The organism is Pseudomaricurvus sp. HS19, assembly GCF_009857815.1.
Lineage (GTDB): Bacteria > Pseudomonadota > Gammaproteobacteria > Pseudomonadales > Cellvibrionaceae > Pseudomaricurvus.
Genome location: NZ_WVVW01000001.1, coordinates 952,771 through 978,842 on the forward strand (window position 1 = coordinate 952,771; position 26,072 = coordinate 978,842).

Here is a 26,072-nt window from a genome sequence, read left to right on the forward strand (position 1 = left end):
CTACCGCGTCATATTCGTCTGTGATCAGAGGGCGGTATCATACAAGGGGCGGCAGGCTCAGGCCAGACAGTTGCTCAGCGTGGAGCTCAAACGCCGTCGCGGGGCAGCAGCTGATCAAATACGCGCTGATACGCCGTCTTTTGTTGGCGCCAGAGCCACTGCGTGGTATCCGGCGCCTCTACTGTTGCTCCCGGGGCGGTGAGAACCAGTAATCTGTCCACTGCCGCTGACGCCTGCTGCTCAAGGTCCAGGCCCTCTACCGGATAGAGGAACTCCCTGCTCACCCACTCCGGATAGGCCAGCCGATCCGGCAACAGCGGCAGGCAACCAGCGGCCATGGCCTCCTGCACGGCAATTCCCTGAAACTCATGCTCCGCGGTTGAGAAAACCACATCGCCGGAGGCGAGCCAGGCACGATAGTGGTGGACATCGGGCTCATAGCCAGCCTGTACCAGATAGTCGCCGGCAAGGGCACACACCTCGGCGAACTCCACCGGCTGCTGACGGAACTGTTGCCCCAGCAGGCACAAGCGGAAATTAACCTGACGCCGCTGCAACTCCCGGACAATCTGCAACAGCAGACCCGGTCCCTTGTCATACTCCCACCGGGCCACCCACAACAACCGGCGGGCCTGGCCGTTATCCCGCCAGTCTACCCCGCTCTCCTCTACTGCTGGTTCCTCTTCCAGCGGTTTCTCCCTCAGTGGCCTATCCCTCAGGGGAACTGGCAGCACGCAGCTGCGTGAGGCCAACCGGTCCGGCAGCCCGACAGGCACCTGATCCGGCAGTTTTTGCAGCAGCTGGCGCACGCCGTGCAGAAACGTGTCCCGATTCCAGGCCGAATTAAACACCACCCTGTCAGCGCATAAGGCGGTGTAGAGATTGCCAATCTGCGGCGCCACATCGGCGCGGGCGCTATCGGTGACCGGATAGGCAAACTGGTTTTCGTGGAAGTAGACCAGCGTAGGGATAACCGCCAGCTGCGGCACAAAACCGCGCAACGCCGCGAGATCGGTCATGGAGGTGGTGATTAAGAGGTCGTAGGGTTGCTCAAGCAACTCGCGCGCACTAAAGGCCCAGCTGAGGCTGTTGCCGCGGATGCGCCAACTGAAATAACGAGGCGGTAGCGTCAGCTCCTGCCACTGCCACTCGGGAAACGCCTCTACCAGCCCGCGCCGCCAATAACGATGGCTTTCAGCATCGTAGGCGGAGAGCAGCAGTACCCGGGTCATGCCTGTTCGAGGTAGAGCCGTTCGGCCCCTACCAGCAGGCTGGCATCAAGCCCCGCCTGACAGAAAAGCCAGGCCGCCAGGCGACTGCGACAACCGCCGTCATCGGTAATGACATAGCGGGTGCCGGCGGGCAGATCGGCCAGCTTGCGCCGCACTGCTGACAGCGGAATGTTGACACTCTCCGGAACATGACAGATACGGAACTCGAACGGCATGCGCACATCAACAATCTTCAGCTCACCACCGAGAGCACCAAGTTCACGGGCGGTGATACGTTTTTGCACCGGCTCGTGCATCAACTCGCTGAAGTCGGCCTTGCTGAGACGCATGAGGATACCTTCAGTGAGCATGGTGACGGTGGCATTGCGTGGCGATTCGGCCACCAGCGCCTCTTCACCAAAAAACTGCCCCGGTTTCAGAGTGAGCTGCAAAGTGCCGGCGATATTCCGCACCAGCGCCCGCCCCTTATCAATCACGTAGAAAAAGTCACCCGCTTCGCCTTCACGCACGATCGACTGACCGGGAGTCACCTCTACGGCTTCAAAGCGGGAAATAGCCTGGGAGATATTGGCTGGCGGAATTTTCTGAAACAGTGGCGATGCCAGCAGGCCCGACATCCAGTCGTGGAACTCCTCCGATACCTCCACATGGGCATCTTCCAGGTTAAACCCGTCCAGCGCATCGCTGCTCTCCGGTTTAGCCTCACCTGCTTCGTCACTGCTGGCACTCTCGCTCCAGGCCATGGCCAGATCAAGGAAAGCCGCATCCACCAGCAGCACCCGCAGCGGCTCCAGCGCTCTGGCAGAGACTGTGGTGGGGGTCACTTCGTTGAGCGCCCGGCGGCTGCGCTCGTCGCCAGCTTCTACCGTCTCGCTGTTGAACTGCGCATTGACCAGCTCCACCGAGCCATTCAGCAGGTAATAGAGACTGGGCAAGGACTTCCCGCGCTTGAACAGCAGTGTGCCCTTTGCCACCTCCTCTACCGTGACATGCTCACCCAACTGCCGCAGGTAGGTGCGCCCCATGCTGTCAAACGGGCTCAGCTGCTGTAAAAATCTGAGGGTAGCGGCATCCGCGGCGATGGCAGTCACAGTATCGTGCTCCTTGAAAACAGCTCGCTCGCCTGAACAGTCGAGCGACAAAAATCGGTAGTACCTGGACGGCAGTCCAGTCTACACCGGCTGATCAGGCGGCGCTGTGACCACAATCACTGCGAGACGGGCAACAGATTCCCGGAAGCCTGAAAAAAGTAGCTCAATACCCGGTACATGCCGTGGGCATCACTGCTACCCGCGAGCTCACGGATGGAATGCATGGCAAAAGTCGGCACACCCACGTCCAGCGTCAGTACTCCGACCTGAGCAGAAGTAATGGGGCCTATGGTGCTGCCACACCCCATATCCGTGCGGGTTACAAAGCTCTGCACCGCAACCCCGGCCTGCTCACAGCAGTGACGGAACACCGCAGAAGATTCGCTGTTGGTGGCGTAGCTCTGGTTGGAGTTCACCTTGATGACCGGCCCCTTGTTCAACAGCGGGCCATGATTACCATCGTGTTTGGCCGCGTAGTTGGGGTGTACGCCGTGCGCATTATCGGCTGATATCATCAACGAGCGGCGCACCGCACGTAGGCGCTGCTCGGTATCCGGCAACAGTCGGGCAAGGAAATCCGCCAGCATGGGCCCCTGGGCACCGCAGGCGGAACGACTGCCTACCTCTTCGTGATCGTTGCACACCAGCAGTACGGATTGGGAACCGTCGGACCCCAACAAGGCCTGCACACCGATAAAACAACTGAGCAGGTTATCGAGGCGCGCACTGGCAATAAACTCCTGCTGCAAACCGATGACCGCAGCCGGTTGTGTATCGTAGAAACTCAGTTCGTAGTCCAGCACCTGAGCGATACCAGTAATACCCTGCGCCTGCATCTGCTGCACCACGATATCGCGGAAATCCGGTTTTGCATCCGCCTCCACCTGCATCAGCACCGGAGGGATGTCGGTCTGGGCATTGATCTCCTGGCCGCGATTGGCGTCACGGTTGAGATGGATCGCCAGGCTGGGGATGACCGCCACTGCACGTTTGAAATCGATCATGGCACTGCGTAACTCACCATGGTCGGTGCGATAGGTCACCCGTCCCGCCAGCGACAGGTCACGGTCGAACCAGGGGTTCAGCAATACACCACCGTAAGTTTCCACACCCAGCTGGTAGTACCCCTGGGAGACCAGCTCGGGATTGGGTTTCACCCGCAGGCAGGGGCTGTCGGTGTGCGCACCGACCATGCGAACACCATCGGCAGGCTGATTCTCTGTGCCGTACACAAAACCGATAATGGAAGAGTCATTACGGGTGACGTAGTAACGACCGCCGGGCTGCATGGCCCAGTTATCCGACTCTTTCAGGCGTACGAAACCGGCTTTATCCAGTAGCGCCGCAAGACTCGCGACAGCGTGAAAGGGAGTGGGAGAACCGTCAAGAAAATCGAGCAGTTGCGCCTGGAAATCCGCCGCACTTAATGGCGTAGTCATTTTAAAACCCCTTTATTCCTCGTATTGCAGCGCCTGCAGGCGAGCCAGCAGGCTGGATGTGTCCCAACGCCTTCCACCCAGGCGCTGCACATCGCTGTAAAACTGATCCACCAATGCCGTCACCGGCAGTGCCGCACCGTTGTTGTTTGCCTCCTGCAGCGCCAGAGAGAGATCCTTGCGCATCCAGTCCACCGCAAAACCGTGATCGTATTGGCCGGCCAACATGGTGGCATAGCGGTTTTGCATCTGCCAGGATTGCGCCGCGCCCTGCGATATGACCGCGACCACCTGCTCTGCATCCAGCCCTGCACGATTGGCAAAATTGAGCCCCTCGGCCAACCCCTGCAGCAGGCCAGCGATACAGATCTGATTCACCATCTTGCACAGCTGACCACTACCCGAAGGACCCAGCAACTGCACTTCACGGGCATACACCGACAACAGCTCTTTAACGGCAGAAAATGCCTCAGCGTCGCCACCCGCCATGATGGTCAATGCACCCCGTTCGGCACCCTGCTGGCCACCAGAGACCGGCGCATCGATAAACTCACAGCCCCGGGCCAGTGCCTCCCCGCGCATTTCGCGGGCGATGTCTGCCGACGCCGTGGTGTGATCGATAAATACCGTGCCCCGGCGAGCATGAATCATGGCACCGTCCGCGCCCAGCAGTACTTCGCGCAGGTCCTTGTCAGCCCCGACACAGGTGATAACCACCTCGGCTTCGGCGGCAGCCGCTGCGGGTGTAGAGCCAGATGTGCCACTGTAAACGGCCAGCCACTCTGCTGCCTTTGACGGCGAGCGATTAAAGACCGTCACCGGGTATCCTGCCCGGGCCAGGTGCCCCGCCATGGGAAAGCCCATCACACCCAGGCCAATAAACGTTACCTTCTGCATAACTGCGCCCTCATTAAACCTTGCCGGCCAACGGCCCACACCTCAATGCCGGGCTATGGTCCTGTGTTGCCCCGGTATCACTCCCTGCGCTCAGCCCAAGGCTATCCACAACAGGATGACACCCAGCAGCAAGCGGTAAACAACAAATGGCCACATACCAATGCGGTCAATCCATGCCAGGAACAGGTGAATGCAGGCCGCGGCACTGATCGCAGACAACGCAACACCCCAGAGCAGCGACGACCAATCCACCCCGGAATGCCCGAGCAAGCCAACAGCCTCGTAACCACCACTCAAAACAATCAGCGGCACAGAAAGCAAAAACGAAAAGCGCGCAGCGGCCTGGCGCGTCAGCCCCAGGACTAACCCCATGGTCATGGTAACACCGGAGCGCGAAGTGCCCGGGATCAGGGCGAGAGCCTGGGAAACACCGATTAACAGGGCTTGCTTCCAGCTCATGTTTGCCATGTTGGTGGTACGCACACCACGCCAATCAGCCAAGCCCAGTAATACACCGAAAATGATGGTTGTAGCGGCAATAACCAGGATACTGCGCAGGTGGGCTTCGATGAAATCGTTGAACACCAGGCCCGCCAATCCAGCCGGTACCGTCGCCCACAATACCTGCCAGGCCAGCCGGCTATCGTCGCTGCGATGCCCCCGAAGACTCGCCAGCCAGGCTTTGAGCAACTGCCACAAATCGCGGTGAAAGTAGCCCACCACTGCGATCAGCGAGCCCACATGCACGGCCACGTCGAACGCCAGCCCCTGATCCTGCCAGCCAAACAGCTGGGCAGGAAGAATCAGGTGGGCGGAACTTGAAATGGGGAGGAACTCGGTCAAACCCTGTATGAGGGCCAGAAAAACCAGCTGAACACTATCCATAAATACAGCATCAATCCTTAATTAGTCCCGCGTATTGCGTATGCGCTCTCGCTTTTGCCAGGCCACACTGTCACGCAGGTAGGTCAACCGGGCCTGCTCAGCCGCAACCGTCTCTCCCCGGGACAGCGCAGCCTCGGCCAATCCCAGCATAAATTCCGCTTTGGGTTGCTGAACCAGGTCGGTCACAGTGGATTCCAGGCCTACCAGCGGCTGGTAGTGACAACCGCTGCCCACCTTCAGCGCCAGTGCTGGAGTATCCTGCAGATATTCCGCAACCATCTGCGGCGGGCTCAGAGTTTCCTCCGACAGAGACTCAATGCCATCCGCGGTGACCTGGTACACACACCAGTAGACTTCATCCATGCGCGCATCGATCGCCACCAGCAGTCGTTCCCCTGCAGGCAACCGATGTCGGAAAACCGCTTCGCAGGCCATGGTTTCCAGGCTGGATACACCGACCAACTGACGCTCGGCGGCGAACCCCAACCCCTGCGCTATGCCCAGACAGATGCGCAAACCGGTGAACGAGCCCGGACCGCGGCCATAGGCGATTGCGTCCACCTGATTCAGGGTAAGTCCTGCCGATGACAGCATTTCGTCGACCATGGGCAACAATAGCTGGGTGTGCTGGCGCGGAGCGGCCAGGTACTTTGCGCTGACAGCACCGTCTTGCAGGATGGCAACAGAGCAACCCTCACTGCTGGTATCCATTGCCAGAATTGTGGACATTCGACGTCAACCTCACCTTCAGGACGGAAATGCGGGGCATTTTCGCAGATTTTGGCAGGTGAAAACAGAAGACAAAAAAATCCCCCGGCGGTGGATCACACCGGCGGGGGATTATCCTGTCACAGGCGGCTCAAGGAGCCACTGCTGTGTTTCAGGAAGCGGCTTTTGGAGCTGCCTTGGCTTTAGCCTTGGCCTTGCGCTTCTTGGGTGCCGCTTTACGCTTGGTCTTGGCTACTGCTTTCTTGGCTGCTGCCTTGACCTTGGCTGCTGCACGCTTTTCAGCGGCTTTGGCGCGGGCCGCAGCACGCTTTTCAGCGACCTTGGCTTTGGCAGCGGCTTTTTTCGCAGCGGCTTTGGCCTTAACGGCTGCTTTTTTAGCTATCGCCTTGGCCTTAACAGCGGCCTTTTTCTCCGCGGCTTTGGCCTTGGCTGCGGCTTTCTTGGCTGTCATGGAAGCCTTGGCAACTGCCTTTTTCTTGGCTGCGGCCACTTTTTTGGCATTAGCAGCAGCACGCTGCTTCTTCCATTTGGCTTCGAACGCTTTTACCGCCTTGGCCAGATCTGCTTCAGCTTTGGTTGCCAGGGTTTTTTCCATAGCGGCAGCTTTGGCTACTGCAGCGTCCTTGGCAGCCTTCGCAGAGGCAACACTCTTAGCCTTAACCAGAGCCAACTTGGCTTCAGCAGCCTTGCCTTTCAGATCTTTCAGCTTATCGGATGCCTTGGCTACAGCTTTACCGGCAGATTCGGCAGCACGCTTATCCATGGCTTTTTTGCTTTTTGAGGCTTTGGTTTTTGCAGCCGCTGCCTTTTTACGGGCTGCTGCCTGCTCCTTGGCTACCGCACCCATATCTTTCTGCAGTTTCGCCAGAGCGTCCTGGGCCTTTTTAACCGCAGCTCCATCAGCAGAAACCGCAACTTTTTTTGCTGCAGGTTTTGCTGCAGTTTTTGCTGCAGGGCGACGCTTGGCCGGGGCCTTTTTCGCTTTCGCTTTCGCTACTCTTGCCATCTTTCTGTTCTCCTCGACATTAAAAGATGCGTATCCACTAACACACTAAACATAGCACTAATAGTCAACGCCAATGACGTTTGCAAGAATATTATTTAAAAAACTTTACTTTTGCACCCTTAAACGGTTTGTTTTCAGAAAAAACCGGTATTTTTTTGGCAAAAAAGATGATTTTTTTTATTTTTCGTCTGAATTACTGCTGCCCGGCTTTGCAAAATCTTCAGCAGCAATTTTTTCATTGTTTTCAAAGGCTGCTCTCGCGAGCTCTTCAGCAAACTCTTTCTGCCTTGAGCACATCTGTTTTGGGATCCGGTCACAGGCGTTTAACAAGTGCACCGGGTGCGATGCGAATATAAATTTTCGAAACTATTTTGGGAGCAACCAGCCACCCCAAATCCGCTTTGAAACAGGCGCATACCACTGCCGCAATATGGAATCATGCTTCCTTTTATATAGTCTGACTTCTTTTTGCGGGTCAGACCTGCCTTTGCATTGCGGGTTTGCACCCTCCCCCGTGCAGACAAAAGCCTGAGCGACAACGAATTACCCCTGTCAAACCATCAGCATCGCTGACCACAATTGCCAACAGTCACACCCGACATTTTCCGATTCGGAAGGCCGTGCGAGCGAACCAGGGAAAACAGCACCAGCAACGACTTGTTCCGGGCAAAGGAATATATGACAGAAAAAAGGCAGCAATCGGGGATAACCAAAGGAACACACGGCCAATAACCAGGCCCGGACAGAACGTCTGGCGAACGACACTTTTGGCAAACGCTTGCGCCCGCAAAGCCATCAACTTCCAGCCGCAAAGCCCAATGCCGGGGGCAAGCAAAAATCACAGGCAAAAAAAATGGGCCCGATGGGCCCATTTCACAAATCCGGTTAGCGAATCAGCCTTCCAGGACTGCCAGTACGCGGCTCTTGATTTCCGCGAGGTCACCGACCCCTTCAACGCACGCATAACGGGTATTCACACCGTCCTGTCCGGCCAGTTTCTGATAGAAACCCACCAGAGGCTTGGTTTGCTCGTGATAAACAGACAAACGCTTGCGTACGGTCTCTTCCAGATCGTCTTCGCGCTGGATCAGCTCTTCACCGGTTTCGTCATCCTTGCCTTCCACTTTGGGGGGATTGTGAATCACGTGGTAGGTGCGGCCGGAACCGGGATGAACGCGACGGCCACTCATGCGACTGACAATCTCTTCATCATCAACGTTAATTTCCAGTACGCGATCAATATCGACGCCTGCATCCAGCATCGCTTCCGCCTGGGGAATAGTGCGAGGGAAGCCGTCAAACAGGAAGCCATTGGCACAGTCGGCCTCGGCAATACGCTCTTTAACCAGCGCAATAATCAGGTCGTCAGACACCAGGCCACCAGAGGCCATGACATCTTTGGCTTGCAGGCCCAGTGGGGTACCGGCCTTAACCGCTGCACGCAGCATATCACCCGTTGAGATTTGCGGGATACCGTACTTTTCGGTGATGAACTTGGCCTGAGTACCTTTACCGGCACCAGGGGCGCCCAACAAGATGATACGCATAGAGAAAAACTCCTGAAATTGGCTCTCCGAAGGTCTGCTGAATACTGATAAATCAGCTGGTGATGCACCATCGGCAGGATTATACGGGGGAGCTGTCAAAAAAGGCGTTACATTACACTGCAGGGGGGTAAATCACAAGCAAATCCCCAGAAAAATGCTGGTTTTATACTTCTAACCAATTGATTTATATAGACTTTGGTCTAATACCACCAACACCTTGGACGGTAACACCCCGCGCGCGCCTGGCCACTGTATTACTCACCCCCGAAAGCGGCAAAGGGCCATAAAGCAGACAATAATAAAGGTGGTACTTTTGTTACAACAGTTCAGGCTATATAGTGAAGATACGTACATTTTGTGCGCCATTGTCCATTCCAATGGAAGCATCTGAGCGGAGATACACATGAGTATTGATTCTCTATTGCAAGACCTTCAGTCCCCTTCCCGTCCCGCCGGCACCACCAACTACTGCAACCTGCAACTCCCCATCGAAGATGCAGCGCGCCTCGCCGCACTGGCAGCACTCTATCCCCAGCACGACCAGGACACCATTCTCGGCCTGCTACTGAGTCACGGCCTGCAACAGATGGAACAGCTTACGAGGCAACAACCCAATTAATCACTGACAACTGACGGGGTCTACCCGCACAACAGCATCCCAACACCACCAGTCGGAGTGAAGTCATGAGACCTTTCGAAAACCTGCTCTCAAAATGGCAACAGGAAGGCAACGGGGCAATCAGCAAACAGTTTTACGATGTCAATCTACCACCGCAAGCTATCGCTACCCTGCAGGCGCTCAAGCAGCAGTTCCCGCGTCTGAATGAAGAGCTGCTATTGCGGGAAATACTCAATGCCAGCCTGGTGACACTGGAGCAGCACTTTCCCTATCAGCCCGGCGAGCGCATTGTCGCTTTTGATGAGTGTGGTGATGAAATCTATGAGGATTGCGGAATGACACCGCGCTTCCTGTCGCTCTGCAGAGAGTTTCAAAAGCAGATTGAGGCCGATGCCCAATCACTGATGGGCAGTGCCTGAGACACTGGTCACTCACTGCGAAGGAGTGGATTCCTGACCTCGGCAATGGTTTCGCCCCGGCTCTCCGCCTTGGCCTGATTCCAGAGGTTGTCCATCTCATCCAGGGTCGCCTCGGCAGGACTTATCCCCTGCGCGGCCAGCTGCTGCTCGATAAAGCGAAATCGCTGTTCGAACTTGCGATTGGTGCGTCGCAAAGCCTTCTCCGGATCGACCTTGCGGTGACGACAGAGGTTGACCACCGCGAACAGCAGATCGCCCAGCTCCTCCTCCACCGCATCTGTCTCTGCCGCGTCCAGGGCGTCGCGCACCTCTTCCAGCTCTTCGGCTATCTTCTCTAATACACCCTCTTCCCCGGGCCAGTCGAAGCCAACCCCGGCAGCACGCTTTTGCAGTTTCGCCGCACGAGTCAGGGCCGGGAAATTCACGGGCACATCATCCAGCACGCCGGCTTTACCCTTGCCCTCACGCTCCTGCTGCTTGAGCGCCTCCCAACGTTGCTTGATATTCGCCTCCCCTTCCGGGGACGCAGCCATGGCCGCACGACTTTGCAGTGTGCCATCGGGAAATACATGGGGATGACGACGCACCAGTTTTGTTACCAGATCAGAAATAACGTCGCCGACATCGAAACGCTGTTCTTCCTCTGCCAGCTGGCTGTGGTAGATCACCTGGAACAGCAGGTCACCCAGCTCTTCACGCAGATCCGGATAATCTTCCCGCTCAATGGCATCCACCACTTCGAAAGCTTCCTCGAGGGTGGAGACAGCGATCGAACGGTAATCCTGCTTCAGATCCCAGGGACAGCCATCGGCGGGATCGCGCAGTCGCTGCATGAGATAACGCAGGTCATCGAGGCTGTACGGCGGTGATTTTGCGACCATGACTACACTTGCCCCGTACTAACCGGTCAGGCGTGCTTACGCCGCGCAGTGGCGACGTTGGGCAGCTGATTCAGGCGACTCAGAACCCGGCTCAGCTCGGTGAAGCTGCGAATCTCGATGGTCACCTGCATATCCACCGTATTTTTGCGCTTGTCCGAGAGGGTCTGCATGGCACTGATGTTAATGCGCTCCGCGTCGAGCAAGGTGGTGATGTCTTTCAACAGCCCGTGACGGTCGAACGCTTCAATCAGCACATCCACCGAGTAGACATTCTGTGGTGCCTCGCCCCAGTCAACCTTGATGATCCGTTCCGGCTCATCGGTCTGCAACTGCAGCACATTGTGACAATCCTGGCGGTGGATAGAGACACCCCGGCCCAAGGTGATGTAACCCATAATGGCGTCGCCGGGTACCGGATTGCAGCAACCGGCGATGTGTGTCAGCAGGTTACCGACACCGTTAATAAAGAGGTCACTGTCGGCGTGATCACGGGTCGCTTTACCCACCAGGGTAATGACCGGCTCACGCTTCTCATCCGGCGCCAACAATTTCTGCGCGGCACTGACCACCTGACCCACTCCAATATCACTGGCACCGACCGCCGCATAGAGATCATCGAGGCCATTGAGGTTGAGTCGTCGCGCCAGCGCGTCGTAATCCAGTTCATCCATAGCCAGGCGACGGAACTCCTTATCGAGTACCGCACGACCTTCCGCCACGTTCTGCTCACGGGCCTGCTGCTTGAACCACTGCTGCACCTTGGCACGGGCGCGGCTGGTTTTCAGGTAGCCCAGAGGTGGTGATAACCAGTCGCGACTGGGCGAGCCGTGACGACTGGTCAACACCTCCACCTGATCGGCGTTTTTCAGGGTGTAATTGAGCGGCACGATACGGCCATTGACCTTGGCGCCGCGACAGCGATGGCCGACTTCAGTGTGTACCCGGTAGGCAAAGTCCAGCGGCGTGGAACCCGATGGAAAATCGATAATGTGGCCTTCCGGGGTAAATACATAGATCCGATCCTGCTCGATACCGGCGGAGAGGTCGTCCTCCAGCGGCGAGCCACCCAGCTCCTCGTGCCACTCCAGTACCTGCCGCAGCCAGGAGATTTTCTGCTCGTAGCTGTCCTCGCTGGTCTCCTTGTCGGTGCCCTTGTAGCGCCAGTGGGCGCACACACCAAACTCGGCGTCCTCGTGCATGGCGTGGGTGCGGATCTGCACCTCCAGTACCTTGCGGTCGGGACCAATAACCGCTGTATGCAGCGAGCGGTAACCGTTCTCTTTAGGCGACGCAATGTAGTCATCAAATTCGTTGGGAATGTTGCGCCACAGGGAGTGAACAATACCCAGTACCGCATAACAGTCACGCACAGTCGGCACCAGTATTCGCACTGCACGAATATCATAGACCTGGGAAAAGCCGATATCCTTGCGCCGCATTTTGCGCCAGATGCTGTAGATATGCTTGGCGCGACCGCTGATATCCGCCTGGATCCTGGCGCTCGTCAGCTCCTTGTTCAGAAGGCCGATCACCTTTTCAATATATTGCTGTCGATCCAGGCGTTTCTCATCCAGCAGGCGGGCGATGGATTTATAGTCTTCCGGTTCGAGATAGCGGAACGAGAGATCTTCCAGCTCCCACTTGATGTGGCCGATACCCAGGCGATGGGCCAGCGGCGCGTAGATCTCCGCCACCTCACGAGCGACTTTACGGCGCTTGCGCTCATCGGCGTTTTTCACCGCACGTATGGCACAGGTGCGTTCGGCCAGCTTCACCAGGGCGACGCGCACGTCGTCCACCATGGCCACCAGCATCTTGCGTACGTTTTCCGACTGTTCCTGTGACAGCAGGCCCAGGGCACGCTCTTCGGAATCGGTGCGACGGGTACTGATGGCTGCCATGCGCAACACACCGCGGACCAGTTTGGAAACAACCGGACCAAACTCCTCCTCAATACGGGTCAGGGCAATCTGGTTTTCCCGTACTGCCCGATAGAGAACCGCCGCCTGCAGGGTTTCACCATCCAGTTGCAGATCCGCCAGGATTTCCACCATCTCCAGGCCGGTGCGGAAACTGCTGGAGCCATCCGCCCAAGCCTTATCCTCCGCCAGTGCCGACGCCTCGGCCTGCTGGCTCAGCTCGCAGGCCTTCTGCAGCTGCCCCCAATCCACATCGGTAAGGTGGTAACGGTGGGCAAGGCGATCCAGCCAGGCAGCAATGTCCACCTTGCCTTCGGCGGTAACCGGATGATCTTCTCTGACTTTAACCATATATCTGTATCATTTCTTATAGTGTCCAGTTCGGTGCCCAACCCGTGGGGCCCGCTCTCTATGGCCTGCAGCAGTATCAGCCCACAGACGCCGCCACGCCACCACGCACAAACAGTGCCATAGTTTCCACATGGGAGGTGTGGGGGAACATATCCAGTACCCGCAATGAATCCAGCTCAAAACCGCCAGCGGCGAGAATCGCGGCATCCCGGGCGAAACTGGCCGGGTTGCAGGAGACGTAAACCAGCCGTTCAATGGCAGTAGCCGCCAGCTGCTCACACACAAAGCGCGCACCAGCCCGGGGCGGATCCAGCAACACTTTATTGATTTTTTCCTGCCGTATCAGCCCCTTCAATGCCTGGGACTCCAGGTCCAGTGCCAGAAAATGCACCGAATCAATGCAGTTTAATGCGCCATTTTGGCGCCCGGCTTCCACCATGGCATCCACGGCCTCAACGGCCAGCACCTTGCCCGCCTGCCGCGCCATGGGCAGGGCAAAATTGCCCACACCACAAAACAGGTCCATGGCCCGGTCGCCGGCCTGCAACTGCAGCCACTGCAGGGCCTGCAGTACCATCTGCTGATTGACGGCGCGGTTTACCTGGCTGAAGTTATCAGGGCCGTAACGAATTATCACCGGCTCCAGCCCCTCCGGCAGAGTGAGGGTCTGCTGCAGCTGTGGCTGCCCGGGCCGTTCGGAGGCGTCCGTGAGGGGCCCGTTCTTCTCACCACGAAACCAGCAATCCCCGCCTGGCAACACCTGCTCCAGGGCCTGCCTCTGTGACGCGGACAAGGGCCGGGTGTGGCGAACCACAACCAGGATCTGGTTGCCGCCCTCGTCCGTGCCGGCGCCCGTAAAACACTCAATGTGCGTAACTCCCGACTTGCGGGGCAATTGCAACAGCCACTGCTGCAAGGCTTCCATGACCGGCCACAATGCCGGTTCCAGTACCTGGCACTGGCTCACCGCCACCAGCTGGTCACTGCCCTGTTGCCGGAACGCCAGTTGTTGTTCCCCGGATACCGCAAAGCGAACACGGCTGCGATAGCCGGTATCCGCCGACGACATTGGCAACAGCAGGCTGCGGGGAGCCATGGCGTGCTGACGGGAGAGCAGATTCAGGACCTGTTGCTGCTTGAGCAGGATTTGCTGGTCGGGTTGAAGGTGTTGTAACTGGCAGCCACCACAGCCTTCAAAATGGGGACAAAATGGTTCCTGCCGCCAAACGCTGGCCGTCAGTATGTCGTTGGCCACACATTCACTGAAGGACTTGTGCCGCCGGTAGTGACTCACCGTCACCACTTCACCAGGCAAGGCCCCGGCGACAAATACCGCCTTGCCCTGATGACGGGCCACACCACGGCCGTCGTAACTGAGGTCGGTGACGGTTAAGGTTTTGGGGGTCTCTTCCCGCTGCACCGGGACACGGCGGGAAGACGGTTTGAACAGCCGCGCCATGGTCAGTTGCCGAACAGGCCCGAGGAGAGGTAGCGGTCGCCCCGATCACAGATCACCGCCACAATCACCGCGTTTTCCACTTCCCGCGAGATACGCAAGGCGCCTGCCACGGCACCCCCGCTGGAGACGCCACAGAAGATACCCTCCTTGCGGGCCAGCTCGCGCATGGTGTGCTCCGCTTCGGCCTGCCCCATGTTGATGACCCGGTCAACGCGGGCCTCGTCGAAAATACTGGGCAGGTACTCCTTCGGCCAGCGACGGATTCCAGGTATGGCTGCGCCCTCTTCCGGCTGCAGGCCAATGATGCGGATAGCCGGATTCTGCTCTTTCAGGTAGGCCGAAGTCCCCATAATGGTACCGGTGGTGCCCATGGAACTGACAAAATGGGTAATCAGTCCCTGGCTCTGCTGCCAGATCTCGGGGCCGGTGCTGTTGTAATGGGCCAGCGGGTTGTCGGCATTACCGAATTGATCGAGCACCTTGCCTACACCACGAGCCTCCATGGACTTGGCCAGGTCGCGGGCGCCCTCCATGCCCTCCTCGCGGGACACCAGGATCAGTTCAGCGCCGTAGGCCGCCATGGCCGCCTTGCGCTCGGCGGTGCTGTTATCCGGCATGATCAGGATCATGTGATAACCCTTGATTGCCGCCGCCATGGCGAGGGCAATACCGGTATTGCCACTGGTGGCTTCAATTAAGGTGTCGCCCGGTTTGATATCACCCCGTGCTTCAGCACGGTTGATCATGGACAGCGCGGGACGATCCTTGACGGAACCGGCGGGGTTATTACCTTCCAGCTTCACCAGAATGGTATTGGAGGTCTCACCTGGCAGGCGCTGCAGGCGCACCAGCGGCGTATTGCCAATGCAGGATTCAACGGTGGGAAATTCGGGATGATGCATAGAGCCTACTGCCATCGTAACCCCAAACCACAGGGGTTTGACTGTGAACAAGAGCCGCATTTTAACGGGGATTGGCAAACGGTGAAAGCAAGGCCCCGATATTGCACCCCGATGAAGCACACCACAGGGCAGGCGCTGCCGCCATGGAGCCGGTATACTCACTGCAGTACCAGTCGCAGGACATGGAAACTTTGCGACGTATAATTACCTCGGGCTATATTGCCAGGTTACGGGTTGGCGGAAGAGTCTCTCCGGGCAGCGGACAGAGACGCAACGAGAGGCCCTGTACCCGGCCACTGCAGCAGGTTATGGAGAGAACTGTGCGCTTACCGATTTCGTCAAAAAGTCTGGCGTTTAAAATTCAACAGCTGGCGGTGCTGCCCCTGGCTCTGGCGCTGGCGCTGTTTGCCGCCGGGGCACTTATCAATCATGTCATGTCCGCGCAAGAGGCAGAACATGAGCAGAACCAGCTGGCCACCCGCTGGCTGCTCACCATGAGCCGTCATGCCACCAGTCCCGACAATCGCGAATTCCTTCAGACCGCTTTCGACGACATGCTGGAAATGCCTCACGTTAGCGGCATCTATCTCTTCAACAATTCCGGCGAACTGCTGATCAAGCAGGGTAAGCGCCCCGATATCAACCTGTCGTCCTCGCTCAGCGATTCCCTCAAACACTGGAGCGACGCCGGTCACAACTATTACAGCGTTCCCATCTGGCGCACCGGCCCGCGCGGCGTCAGCATTCAGGACGGCTGGCTGGTAATGTCGGTCAACCCCGCTGGTGTAGTTATCCGACAGTACCAGGGCGCCGCTCTGATCCTCGCCTGCCTGCTGGCGGCCTTTGCCGTGATGATGATCATGGCCTGGCGCCTGACCCGTTCGGTAGAAGTACCTATCCACAATGTTCAGAAAACCCTGCAGGACTTTAACCGCCAGAATCTGGAGAGCCGCGTGCCGGTATCCGGCAGTGTGGAGATGCAGACCCTGGCCCACAATGTCAACGAACTGGGGGAACGGCTGCTGCACGAGCAGAACAACATCCGCCAACAGATTGACCTCGCCACCTCGGAACTGCAGGAGACCCTGGACCAGGTTGAAATCCAGAGTATCGAGCTGGACCTGGCCCGTAAAAAAGCCGTGCAGGCCAACAAGATCAAAACCGAGTTTCTCGCCAACACCTCCCATGAGATCCGCACGCCCATTAATGGCATCCTCGGTTTCACCAACCTGTTGCTCAAGAGCCCGCTGACCACCCAGCAGCGCGAATACCTGCGCACCATTGCCCACTCCTCCCAGGGCCTGCTGACCATCATTAATGACATCCTCGACTTTTCCCGCCTGGAAGAGGACAAGCTGATCCTCGACAGCACCCCCTTCAACCTGCGCCAGATCATTGAGGAGACGCTGCAGGTGCTGGCCCCCGCCGCCAGCGAGAAGCAGCTCTACCTGGTGGCACTGCAGGGGTCCGACACACCACTCAACCTGATTGGTGACGCACTGCGGATCAAACAGGTGCTGACCAACCTGATCGGTAACGCCATTAAATTTACCGATCACGGCCACATTCTCATCACCACCGAGCTGGTGGATGTGCACAGTAACATCGCCCAGATCCGGGTGCGGGTGACCGATACCGGCATTGGCATCAACCACGCCAGTAAAGCCAGCCTGTTTGAAGCCTTCCAGCAGGCGGACGGCTCCGACAATCGCCTGCGCGGAGGCACCGGCCTGGGACTGGCCATTGCCAAAAAGCTGGTGGACAAGATGGGTGGATCCATCGACATCGACAGCAACCCGGAAACCGGTGCCTGCGCCTGGTTCAGCCTGCCTCTGCCGATTCAGCAGAACACCTTTGAGCCCAAGTATCAGTCCCTGCTCAATCGCCGCGCTGCCGTAATGGTGGAAATTCCCATACTTGCCCAGCAGTTGACCACCTACCTCAACCAGTGGGGTATCAAGGTAGTCTCCTTCGGCAGTCTGCAGAAACTGCTGCGCGGCGCTGAGAATGATAACTTTGACTGGCTGATCGCCCTGCCCAAACGCGACACCACCGTGGGCGAGCTGGAACCGCTGCTGAAAATGTCCCAGCCAAAAGTGATCGGCACCCTGCCCGACTCTGCGTTGGCTTACAACGAACGGGTACAGGAGATGGAGGCCAACCTGGTGTTCCTGCCTCTCTCCCACGATCATCTCTATCAGGTGTTGCGCGATGCCTTGCACCTGCCTGCCGGCGATTCACCCCTGGAGCGGGTTATCGACAAGTCCGCACGGGTGATGGTGGTGGACGATAACCCCGCCAACCTGCAACTGGTCTGCACCTTCCTGCAGGCCATGGGAGTACAGGCTGTCGGCGCCAAGAGTGGTATGGATGCACTGGAGCTGCTGAAACACCAGAAGGTGGACCTGATTTTTATGGATGTGCAGATGCCCGGTATGGACGGACTGGAAGCCAGTCGCCGCATCCGCCAGGCAGAGCCGGAAAACCAGCGTATCCCGATTATCGCCCTGACCGCCCACGACATGGGACAACAGATGGCGGAACTGCGCCACGCTGGCATGGACGATTACACCACCAAGCCCATCAGCGAACAGCAGTTGGCGCACTTTATCCAGCACTGGCTCGGCAAGGCCCCCTCCATCCAGCCGGCACTGGCGGCGCCGGCGGCGGTTAACCTGGCTTTCCCCCAGTCGGCAATCATGGATCTGCAGGAGGCGCTGCGACTGGCCAACGGCAAGAGCGACCTTGCCCGCGACATGCTCCACAACCTCACCAGTAAACTGGGTGACGATGCAGAAACCATTGTGGAGCTTTACCGCCAGAAGGACCTGCAAAGCCTGCAGGATCGTGTGCACCGACTCTACGGTGGCTGCTGTTACTGCGGCGTACCGGAGCTGCGCCAGGCCAGCGGCCAGCTGGATAACTACCTGGTCAATGGCTACCACGAGCAGCTGGACGATGCGGTCAACGCCGTAGTGAAAGCGATTCAGCGTCTGCGCTCATGGGCCGACGAGCACGACCTCGATACCCTGTTTGAAGTTACGCCCCAGGCCGCGCCATGAGCCGCTGCAGTCACTGACTCGCCGTCAGGTCTGCTACCGTGCCGGCCCCGCCGCTGTCAGCGCTGCGTGGCTGGCGCTGTTGCAGGGCCCATAGCCTGGCGTAATGGCCCTGCAGCTGCAGCAGCTGCTCGTGACTCCCCTGCTCCACCACCTGTCCCTGGTCCAGCACCACAATCTGGTCGGCGTCGATGACAGTAGACAGCCGGTGAGCAATCACCAGGCTGGTCTGCTCCGCCGAAATTTCCCGAATCGCCTGCAGGATCAGTTTTTCCGATTCGCTGTCCAGCGATGAGGTCGCCTCATCGAATACCATCACCGGTGGCCGTTTGAGAATCGCCCTGGCGATGGCCACCCGCTGCTTTTCACCCCCGGACAGTTTCAGGCCCCGCTCACCCACCAGGGTGTCAGCTCCCTTGGGCAGCTGCTTCACAAAACCTTCCAGGTGAGCCAGCCGGATCGCTTGCCACACCTCTTCATCGGTGGCGTCCACCTGCCCATAACGGACGTTCTCGAACAAGCTCATGTTGAACAGCACACACTCCTGCGGCACCACACCAATGGCCTGCCGCAACGACTGCTGGGTCACCGAACGCACATCCTGACCATCCACCAGCACTGCACCACCGGTGACGTCATAAAAACGAAACAGCAGCTTTGCCAGCGTCGACTTGCCGGCGCCACTGCTGCCCACTACCGCCACCTTGGCCCGTGCCGGCACCCGAAAGCTGACACCTTTGAGTATCGGACGCTCGGCCTGATAGTGAAAGCTGACGTTGCGAAATTCGATCTCACCGCCGGCTACCTGCAGCGGACTCGCGTCTGCACTATCTGTGACCCGGGCTTCGACCTGCAGCAGCCGGAACATGGCTTCAATATTGGCCATTGAGCCTTTCATTTCCCGATAGACAAAGCCGAGAAAATTAAGCGGCATAAACACCTGCATCATAAACGCGTTGATCAACACGAAATCCCCCAGCGTCATAGCCCCGGCCCGCACGTTATAGGCTGCCAGTACCATGGCCGCGGTCATGGCGGCGGCAATAATCAGGGATTGCCCGCCATTGAGGGCAAACAGGGACAGGCGGTTCTGCCGGCGCGCCGTCTCCCAGCGAGCCAGTTCGTCATCGTAGTGCCGGGATTCGTAGGCCTCATTGGTAAAGTACTTCACCGTCTCGTAGTTGAGCAGGCTGTCGATAGCGCGGGTACTGCTCTCCGACTCCGCCAGGTTAGCGGCGCGGATAAAACGGGTGCGCCACTCGGTCGCAATCACCGAATAGGCGATATAGACAATCACTGCAACAACCACGATCACCGCAAACCAGACATCGTAATTCCACAGCAACAGCCCCACCACCAGTCCCACTTCCAGCAGGGTCGGCACGATGTTGAACACCATAAATCGCAACAGGAACGCTATGCCGTTGGTACCGCGCTCGATGTCGCGGGACAAGCCGCCGGTTTTGCGGTTGAGATGAAAATCCAGGTCCAGCGAATGCAGGTGACGGAACACCTGCAGCCCTACGCGGCGCATGGCACGTTCGGTAATCCTGCCAAAAAGCGTATCCCGCAGCTCACCGAACAAAACGTTGGAGAAACGTACCACGCCATACGCCAGCAACAGGCCCAGTGGCACCGACACCAGTTGGCTGCCCATGCTGCCGGCGCTATCAAGATCATCGACAATATGCTTGAGCACAAAGGGCAGGCCGACACTGGCCAGCTTCGCCAGCACCAGGCACAACATGGCGAGGGAGAGTCGCAGCCGGAATTCGGTCAGGTGAGGCAGCAAATGCCGCAAGGTTCCCCAGTTGACGTCGCCGAAGCGGACATCGGTTTTCATACTGCGCATGCAGCCCTACCCCTGTTTGCCTGAATATCTGCGCCAAGAATAGCACGCCACAGGGCCGGGGCCGCAGTCACCCGCTCGACCATCCAGTTCTGCAAGCACCCCGGCAAACAAATAGAGACACGCCACGCAATAGGCTAAACTGCCGCTATAAACTCAGGGACACAAGAGAGCCAATCATGTTTGCACGCAACGTTGTACTGTTACCCGCCCTGCTCGTTTCTCTGCTTGGCGCTATCGCCCTGCAGGCGCAGGAGAAGGGTAAATCGCTGGAAACCGAGGAGCTGAAACTGGAGACGGGCCATGAAGAGCCCGGCCTGGGGGCTCGCATCCACAGCATTGAAGAAGATGAGCAGGGAATAAAAGTCACCGTCTCTGCCCCGGCGCGAATCACCGACGGCACCCACGGTGATCTGGAAGAGATCACAGTGCTGGGTAAGGCTCCGGAGAGGGACAAACCACGCCCGTCGCTGATACAGATCCAGCGCCATGAAGTGATCAACGACCTGGAAGAAGGTCGCAGCGGGCTGGTGTTTTACCTGGGCAAACAAGAAGATTTCGTGCTCAAGTTCAACTACACCGACGATCGCCCTACCGTCGAACCGGATCTGCTGCACTGACATCCAAACTGCTGCGCTGCGCCCGTTAACCCGGGTGCAGAGCTCATCGAGTACGGCGTCGTGGCTCACCCCTCCATCCCCGCCCGGATCCCATGGCTATTCCACTGATCACCCACCCCGCCTACAGCTTTGACTTTCCCGGTAACCATCGCTTCCCCATGGAGAAGTTCGGTCTGCTGCACCGGCGACTGCAACAGTTGGGCCTGGCAACGGCAGACAATACCCTGCGCCCCGGCAAAGCCCGCTATGACGTACTGGCACGAGCCCACGACCAGGGCTACCTGGATCGCTTCTTCAACAACAGGCAAACGCCATCAGAGATACGGCGCATGGGTCTGCCCTGGTCGGAAGCACTGGCACACCGCACCCGCATTGCCCCCAACGGCACCCTGCTGACCGCAACCCTGGCCCTGCAACAGGGGATTGCCTGCCACATGGCCGGCGGGACTCATCACGCACATCGGGATTTCGCCTCCGGCTTCTGCATTCTCAATGACCTGGCCATCACCGCACTGGCCTTGCTGAACTCTCCCGACGGGCTGGCGCCGGGCCGGGGGTCCGTACTGATTTTTGACTGCGATGTGCACCAGGGTGACGGCACCGCCGCCATTCTCGCCGACGAGCCCCGTGCCTTTACCTGTTCCATACACTGCGAAAACAACTTCCCGGTGCGCAAGGCCAGCAGTGACCTCGACGTAGGCTTGCCCACCGGTACCGGCGACGATCAATACCTGCACACCGTTGAACGCACCTTGCTGCACGCCATTGAGCGCAGCCGCCCCGCGCTGGTTATCTACGACGCCGGGGTAGATGTGTACAGTGGCGATCCCCTGGGACTGCTGGAGGTGTCGCTGGAGGGACTCAGGCAGAGGGAAAACACCGTACTCAGCCTGTGCCAACGCAAGGGCATCCCGGTAGCGGTGGTGATTGGCGGCGGTTACGATAACGACCGCGAGGCGCTGGCGCGACGTCACAGCATGGTATTTGAAGAAGCCTTCCGCCTCCATGCGCCCGGCGTGCCTGATCCGTCCTCCGGAATTGGGCGTACCGTCAGCGTCGGCAACGAAGGCAGGCTGGCGGATTGACCCCCGTCCCCCAGCCAAAGAGAATGCCTGCACATAACCAGCCACCCTGCTTACGGCCGCGGGCCCGCAACCAGAGTAATTGCCAGATGAGTTTTATCGGACAAACCCAGTATGACCACCAGGGCCAGTCACCGCGCACCGGAGTCCTGCTGACCAATCTCGGCACCCCGGACGAGCCCACCGCACCAGCGTTGCGACGCTACCTGCGGGAGTTCCTCAGTGACCCCCGGGTGGTGGAAGTACCCCGCCTGCTGTGGTGGCTGATACTGAACCTGTTTATCCTGCCCTTCCGGCCGGCACGATCAGCGCGGCTTTACGCCGCCATCTGGCGAGAAGATGGCTCCCCCCTCATGCGTATCACCCGCAGCCAGGCCCACAAACTGCAGCAACGGCTGGACGCCAGCCCTGGCGCCGATGTGGTGCCCGTGGTGATGGGCATGCGTTACGGCAACCCGTCACTGGCCGGTGCCCTGCAGCAGTTGAGCGAGATGAATGTGCGCAACATCATCGTCCTGCCCCTCTACCCGCAATATTGTGGCGCCACCACCGGTTCCACCTTTGATGCCCTCAGCCAGCACCTGCAGCAGGTGCGCTGGGTGCCAGGCCTGACGTTTATCAATGGCTATCACCAGCACCCGGCCTATATCGACGCCCTGTGTAACAGCATTCGTGCGCATATTGCCGCACACGGCATGCCGGACCGCTTTATCCTCTCCTATCACGGCACACCCCAGGCCTATCTGGAAAAAGGTGATCCTTACAGCTGCTTCTGCCAACAGACCAGCCGCCTGGTGCGTGAGCAACTGGGTTTGGAGGAGTCCCGGCTGACAACCACATTCCAGTCCCGCTTTGGCCGCGAGCCCTGGCTGCAGCCCTATACCGACGTGACCCTGCAGGCGCTCCCTGCAGAAGGTGTGCGGCAGGTGGCTGTGCTCTGCCCAGGCTTTGCAGCAGATTGTCTGGAGACCCTGGAAGAGATTGAAGTAGAAAACCGCGACTTGTTTATCGCCTCCGGCGGCGAGAGTTTTCACTATATCCCCTGCCTCAACGACGCCGACGAACACATCGACCTGCTGCACCAGCTGGTGCAGGAAAATCTGTCACCAGCGGCAAACCGTAACTGACACTGCCACGTACTACACCTCAGGCAGAAATATTACGGGGTGATCAACGGCATGAGTGTCGGTGCGGGAGAAGCAGTACAGATTCCGGTAGGTATCAGCGCCTGCCTGGCCGGGGACAATGTTCGCTATAACGGCGGTCACAGCCAGTCACGGCTGTGCCTGAACACCCTCAGCCGCTATTTCAGTTTCTCCCGTTTCTGCCCGGAAGTCGCGGCCGGGTTTGGCACCCCCCGCCCCACCATGCGCTTGACTGGCAGTCCACAGGCTCCGCGGCTGGTTTACAGCGACAGCACCAATCCGGAAGAGGACCTTAGCCCTCAGTTGCGGGCCGGCTTTGCAGGCAGGATGCACGAGTTTGCCGGGCTGGATGGCTATGTATTGATGAAAAACTCTCCCAGCTGCGGACTGGAGCGGATCAAAATCTACCGCGACAACGGCTACCCGTGGGAGGAGCGCGGCCAGGGTATTTTTGCCGCAGCACTGCAGGCAGCCTACCCGCTGCTCCCCATTGAGGAGGAGGGGCGGCTGCACGACCACCAGTTGCGGGAGAACTTTATCCTGCGGGTCTACGCCCACCACAATTTCCGTCACGAGGTGCGCGCCTCACCCACCTACCACAAGCTGCTGCAATTCCACAGCAGCTACAAGTACGTACTGATGGCCCACAGCCAACCCACCTACAAAGCCCTGGGTCGCTATTTGGCCGAAGCTCACGACCAGCCACTGCCCGAGGTACTGGAGCACTACTTCAGCCAATTGATGCAGGCGTTGCAGAAGCCCGCCACACGGAGAAACCATGCCAATGTGCTGCTGCACTTGCTCGGCTACCTGAAACACAGCGTACCCGGAGATGCCCGCCAGCACATTGTCGACATTATCGATCGCTACCGCACCGGCAAGATTCCATTGGTCACGCCCCTGACCCTGTTGCGTCACTACATCGATCGCGAGGGCAGCAGTTACGTGCAGGCGCAACGCTACTGGCAGCCCTACCCTGAAGACCTCGGTCTCACCAACCAACTCTGACCTGTTCTTACCTATTCACCCCTGACACCCCAAGGAAACTGTCGATGCATCTGGTTTGGCTGCGCAACGACCTGCGACTGGCAGACAATCCCGCCCTGTTTTTTGCCGCCCAATCCGCACGCCAGGACAAAAAGCCGCTGCAAGCCCTATTCTGCACGGCGCCTGACCAATGGCAGCTGCAAGGGGATGCCCCTGAAAAACTGGGATTGCAGCAACAGGCATTAAACGACCTGCAGCCACGGCTCAATGCACTGGGCATCACGCTGGTTATCCTGCAGGGCAGCGACTTCAGGAGCTGTGCAGCACTACTGCGCAGCCATGCAGAAAAACACGGCGCCACTGATCTCTGGTACAACAATGAAATACCTTTCTTTGAGCAACAAAGGGACACGCTGGTTGAGGCAGAGATGGCTGCGACGGGCGTCACCACTCACCGTTTCGAAGCCGATCTGCTGCTACCGCCAGAGCTGATGAAAAACCAGCAAGGGGGCTGGTACAAGGTCTTCACCCCCTGGTACCGCCGCTGGACACAATACCTGGACCAGGTGCGCGACCTGTTACCGGATCCAGCGGCTATCGGCGAGCCCGTCGGCCAACAGGGCAACCTATGCCTGCCCGGGTCTGAACCCCATCGGCAGGACCTGTGGCCAGCCACAGAAGCTGCAGCACAGGAGAGCCTCACCCGATTCTGCGCCGAGCGCCTGCACCACTACAGCGAGCGGCGTGACATACCGTCCATCAACGGCACCAGTACGGTATCCCCCTACCTCGCCAGCGGTTTGATCAGTGCCCGCCAGTGCCTGCAGGCGGTGCAGGAGCACAGCAGCCAATGGCGCAGTGACCCGTGGTTAAGGGAGGTGGCATGGCGGGAGTTCTATCGCTACCTGATGGCGGGGTTTCCGTTCCTGAGCCGCAACCAGCCGTTCAAGCCGGAAACCCGGGCGCTGCAGTGGGAGCACAATCCGGCGCTGGTGAACGCCTGGCAGGAAGGCCGCACCGGTTTCCCCATCGTCGACGCCGCCATGCGCCAGCTGCTGCAGACCGGCTGGATGCACAACCGGCTGCGTATGATTACCGCCAGCTTTTACACCAAGCTGATGCTGGAGCACTGGCAATCCGGGGAACACTATTTTATGAGCCGCCTGGTGGATGGCGACTTCCCCTCCAACAACGGCGGCTGGCAGTGGTGCGCGTCCAGTGGCTGTGACGCGTCGCCCTGGTTCCGGGTCTTCAACCCGGTCAAGCAGTCGGAAAAATTTGATCCAGAGGGCCGCTTTATCCGTCGTTTTGTGCCGGAACTGGCGTCCGTGGAGGGCAAGGCTATCCACGATCCACCCGCCGCCCTGCGTGAGCACCTGGGTTATCCGGCACCGGTCATTGATTACCGTGCCGCCCGCGAACGGGTACTGGAACGCTTTCGTGGGCTGCAAGAGATGGCGGCCGCAGAATCCGGCCGCAGGACTTAATCCAGACGGATCTTGCCCCGATTGCGCTTCACATCGGCACGTCGGGTTTTGCCTTCCAGGCGCCGCTTTTTGGCGGCAAGCGTGGGCCGCGTGGCGCGGCGTTTCTTCGGCGCCTGCCACACACTGGCCAGCAGTTGATTAAGACGTAACAGGCCGTCCTGCAGGTTCTGCTCCTGGGTGCGGTAGCTCTGCGCCTTGATAACCACCACCCCCTCCGTCGTGATGCGCTGATCATTGAGCGCCAGCAGCCGCTCTTTCACCGCCTCCGGCAATGAGGACGCGGGGACATCAAACCGCAGGTGCACCGCGGAAGAGACCTTGTTGACGTTCTGCCCGCCCGAGCCCTGGGCGCGCATGGCGTGCCAGCTGACGTCTGCTTCGGTGACATATTCCGGTGTTTGACTGCCCACACTGCTTCCCCTGAAATAGCTGCCCGTCCCTGCACCAGCAATGACGCAACCGGGCCGCCG

Annotated in this window: 23 protein-coding genes; 9 read left to right on the forward strand and 14 right to left on the reverse strand. The window is 58.8% G+C overall.

The annotated features are described in order from the left end of the window. Window positions 1-86: 86 nt before the first annotated feature. From GSF27_RS04225 to GSF27_RS17830, 7 genes are all read right to left on the reverse strand, one after another. On the reverse strand, window positions 87-1,232 hold the full coding sequence (locus tag GSF27_RS04225) for a DUF3524 domain-containing protein (RefSeq protein ID WP_160966015.1): 1,146 nt from the start codon (window positions 1,230-1,232) through the stop codon (window positions 87-89). After that, on the reverse strand, window positions 1,229-2,323 hold the full coding sequence (locus GSF27_RS18075) for a cyclic nucleotide-binding domain-containing protein (RefSeq protein WP_160966017.1): 1,095 nt from the start codon (window positions 2,321-2,323) through the stop codon (window positions 1,229-1,231). Before GSF27_RS18075 ends, GSF27_RS04225 begins: the two co-directional genes overlap by 4 nt. Before the next feature lie 116 nt (window positions 2,324-2,439). Continuing rightward, window positions 2,440-3,762: a M18 family aminopeptidase gene (locus GSF27_RS04235; RefSeq protein WP_160966019.1), complete on the reverse strand. Its 1,323-nt coding sequence runs from the start codon at window positions 3,760-3,762 to the stop codon at window positions 2,440-2,442. 12 nt (window positions 3,763-3,774) lie between these two features. Continuing rightward, on the reverse strand, window positions 3,775-4,656 hold the full coding sequence (locus GSF27_RS04240; protein ID WP_160966021.1) for an NAD(P)-dependent oxidoreductase: 882 nt from the start codon (window positions 4,654-4,656) through the stop codon (window positions 3,775-3,777). 90 nt (window positions 4,657-4,746) lie between these two features. Continuing rightward, on the reverse strand, window positions 4,747-5,541 hold the full coding sequence (locus GSF27_RS04245; RefSeq protein WP_160966023.1) for an undecaprenyl-diphosphate phosphatase: 795 nt from the start codon (window positions 5,539-5,541) through the stop codon (window positions 4,747-4,749). 21 nt (window positions 5,542-5,562) lie between these two features. Continuing rightward, window positions 5,563-6,270 carry a tRNA (adenosine(37)-N6)-threonylcarbamoyltransferase complex dimerization subunit type 1 TsaB gene (tsaB, locus tag GSF27_RS04250; protein WP_160966025.1) on the reverse strand — a complete coding sequence of 236 codons (708 nt, stop codon included), beginning with the start codon at window positions 6,268-6,270 and terminating at the stop codon, window positions 5,563-5,565. Between the two features lie 151 nt (window positions 6,271-6,421). After that, window positions 6,422-6,865, reverse strand: coding sequence for a hypothetical protein (locus GSF27_RS17830; RefSeq protein ID WP_237457345.1), 444 nt, complete (start codon window positions 6,863-6,865; stop codon window positions 6,422-6,424). A gap of 76 nt (window positions 6,866-6,941) precedes the next feature. Here GSF27_RS17830 and GSF27_RS17835 point away from each other — a divergent pair, with 76 nt between their 5' ends. After that, the gene (locus GSF27_RS17835) at window positions 6,942-7,325 is read left to right on the forward strand and encodes a hypothetical protein (RefSeq protein WP_237457346.1); all 384 of its coding nucleotides are present in this window, start codon (window positions 6,942-6,944) and stop codon (window positions 7,323-7,325) included. Between the two features lie 844 nt (window positions 7,326-8,169). On the opposite strand, the gene adk is transcribed toward GSF27_RS17835, so the two are convergent. Then, entirely contained in the window at window positions 8,170-8,823 is a 654-nt protein-coding gene (gene adk / locus GSF27_RS04260; protein ID WP_160966027.1) for an adenylate kinase, read from the reverse strand. A gap of 403 nt (window positions 8,824-9,226) precedes the next feature. Here adk and GSF27_RS04265 point away from each other — a divergent pair, with 403 nt between their 5' ends. Both GSF27_RS04265 and GSF27_RS04270 read left to right on the forward strand, forming a co-directional pair. After that, window positions 9,227-9,442, forward strand: a complete 216-nt coding sequence (locus tag GSF27_RS04265) for a hypothetical protein (RefSeq protein ID WP_160966029.1) — start codon at window positions 9,227-9,229, stop codon at window positions 9,440-9,442. 65 nt (window positions 9,443-9,507) lie between these two features. Then, on the forward strand, window positions 9,508-9,861 hold the full coding sequence (locus GSF27_RS04270) for a hypothetical protein (protein WP_160966031.1): 354 nt from the start codon (window positions 9,508-9,510) through the stop codon (window positions 9,859-9,861). A gap of 8 nt (window positions 9,862-9,869) precedes the next feature. Here the strand turns inward: GSF27_RS04270 and mazG are convergent, their stop codons facing one another. From mazG to cysM, 4 genes are all read right to left on the reverse strand, one after another. Further along, window positions 9,870-10,742: a nucleoside triphosphate pyrophosphohydrolase gene (gene mazG, locus GSF27_RS04275; RefSeq protein WP_160966033.1), complete on the reverse strand. Its 873-nt coding sequence runs from the start codon at window positions 10,740-10,742 to the stop codon at window positions 9,870-9,872. 26 nt (window positions 10,743-10,768) lie between these two features. Then, window positions 10,769-13,012 (reverse strand): GTP diphosphokinase, encoded by a 2,244-nt coding sequence (gene relA / locus GSF27_RS04280; RefSeq protein ID WP_160966035.1) that lies wholly within the window; start codon window positions 13,010-13,012, stop codon window positions 10,769-10,771. Between the two features lie 76 nt (window positions 13,013-13,088). Next, window positions 13,089-14,471 (reverse strand): TRAM domain-containing protein, encoded by a 1,383-nt coding sequence (locus GSF27_RS04285; RefSeq protein ID WP_160966037.1) that lies wholly within the window; start codon window positions 14,469-14,471, stop codon window positions 13,089-13,091. Between the two features lie 2 nt (window positions 14,472-14,473). Then, window positions 14,474-15,373, reverse strand: a complete 900-nt coding sequence (gene cysM, locus GSF27_RS04290; RefSeq protein ID WP_160966039.1) for a cysteine synthase CysM — start codon at window positions 15,371-15,373, stop codon at window positions 14,474-14,476. 320 nt (window positions 15,374-15,693) lie between these two features. Here cysM and GSF27_RS04295 point away from each other — a divergent pair, with 320 nt between their 5' ends. Further along, window positions 15,694-18,435, forward strand: a complete 2,742-nt coding sequence (locus GSF27_RS04295; protein ID WP_160966041.1) for a response regulator — start codon at window positions 15,694-15,696, stop codon at window positions 18,433-18,435. 10 nt (window positions 18,436-18,445) lie between these two features. Here GSF27_RS04295 and GSF27_RS04300 read toward each other — a convergent pair whose 3' ends face one another. Next, window positions 18,446-20,284 (reverse strand): ABC transporter ATP-binding protein/permease, encoded by a 1,839-nt coding sequence (locus tag GSF27_RS04300; protein WP_160966043.1) that lies wholly within the window; start codon window positions 20,282-20,284, stop codon window positions 18,446-18,448. Between the two features lie 176 nt (window positions 20,285-20,460). On the opposite strand from GSF27_RS04300, the gene GSF27_RS04305 reads away from it, so the two are divergent. The 5 genes from GSF27_RS04305 (at window position 20,461) to GSF27_RS04325 (ending at window position 25,602) form a co-directional block, all read left to right on the forward strand. Further along, window positions 20,461-20,901: a hypothetical protein gene (locus tag GSF27_RS04305; RefSeq protein WP_160966045.1), complete on the forward strand. Its 441-nt coding sequence runs from the start codon at window positions 20,461-20,463 to the stop codon at window positions 20,899-20,901. Between the two features lie 92 nt (window positions 20,902-20,993). Beyond that, window positions 20,994-21,986 (forward strand): histone deacetylase, encoded by a 993-nt coding sequence (locus GSF27_RS04310; protein ID WP_160966047.1) that lies wholly within the window; start codon window positions 20,994-20,996, stop codon window positions 21,984-21,986. Between the two features lie 86 nt (window positions 21,987-22,072). Then, window positions 22,073-23,110, forward strand: coding sequence for a ferrochelatase (hemH, locus tag GSF27_RS04315; RefSeq protein ID WP_160966049.1), 1,038 nt, complete (start codon window positions 22,073-22,075; stop codon window positions 23,108-23,110). 51 nt (window positions 23,111-23,161) lie between these two features. After that, entirely contained in the window at window positions 23,162-24,136 is a 975-nt protein-coding gene (locus tag GSF27_RS04320; protein ID WP_160966051.1) for a DUF523 and DUF1722 domain-containing protein, read from the forward strand. Between the two features lie 44 nt (window positions 24,137-24,180). Beyond that, window positions 24,181-25,602 (forward strand): deoxyribodipyrimidine photo-lyase, encoded by a 1,422-nt coding sequence (locus tag GSF27_RS04325; protein ID WP_160966053.1) that lies wholly within the window; start codon window positions 24,181-24,183, stop codon window positions 25,600-25,602. Here the strand turns inward: GSF27_RS04325 and arfB are convergent. Further along, window positions 25,599-26,012 carry an alternative ribosome rescue aminoacyl-tRNA hydrolase ArfB gene (gene arfB / locus GSF27_RS04330; protein ID WP_370462558.1) on the reverse strand — a complete coding sequence of 138 codons (414 nt, stop codon included), beginning with the start codon at window positions 26,010-26,012 and terminating at the stop codon, window positions 25,599-25,601. The genes GSF27_RS04325 and arfB overlap by 4 nt on opposite strands. Between the last annotated feature and the right edge of the window lie 60 nt (window positions 26,013-26,072).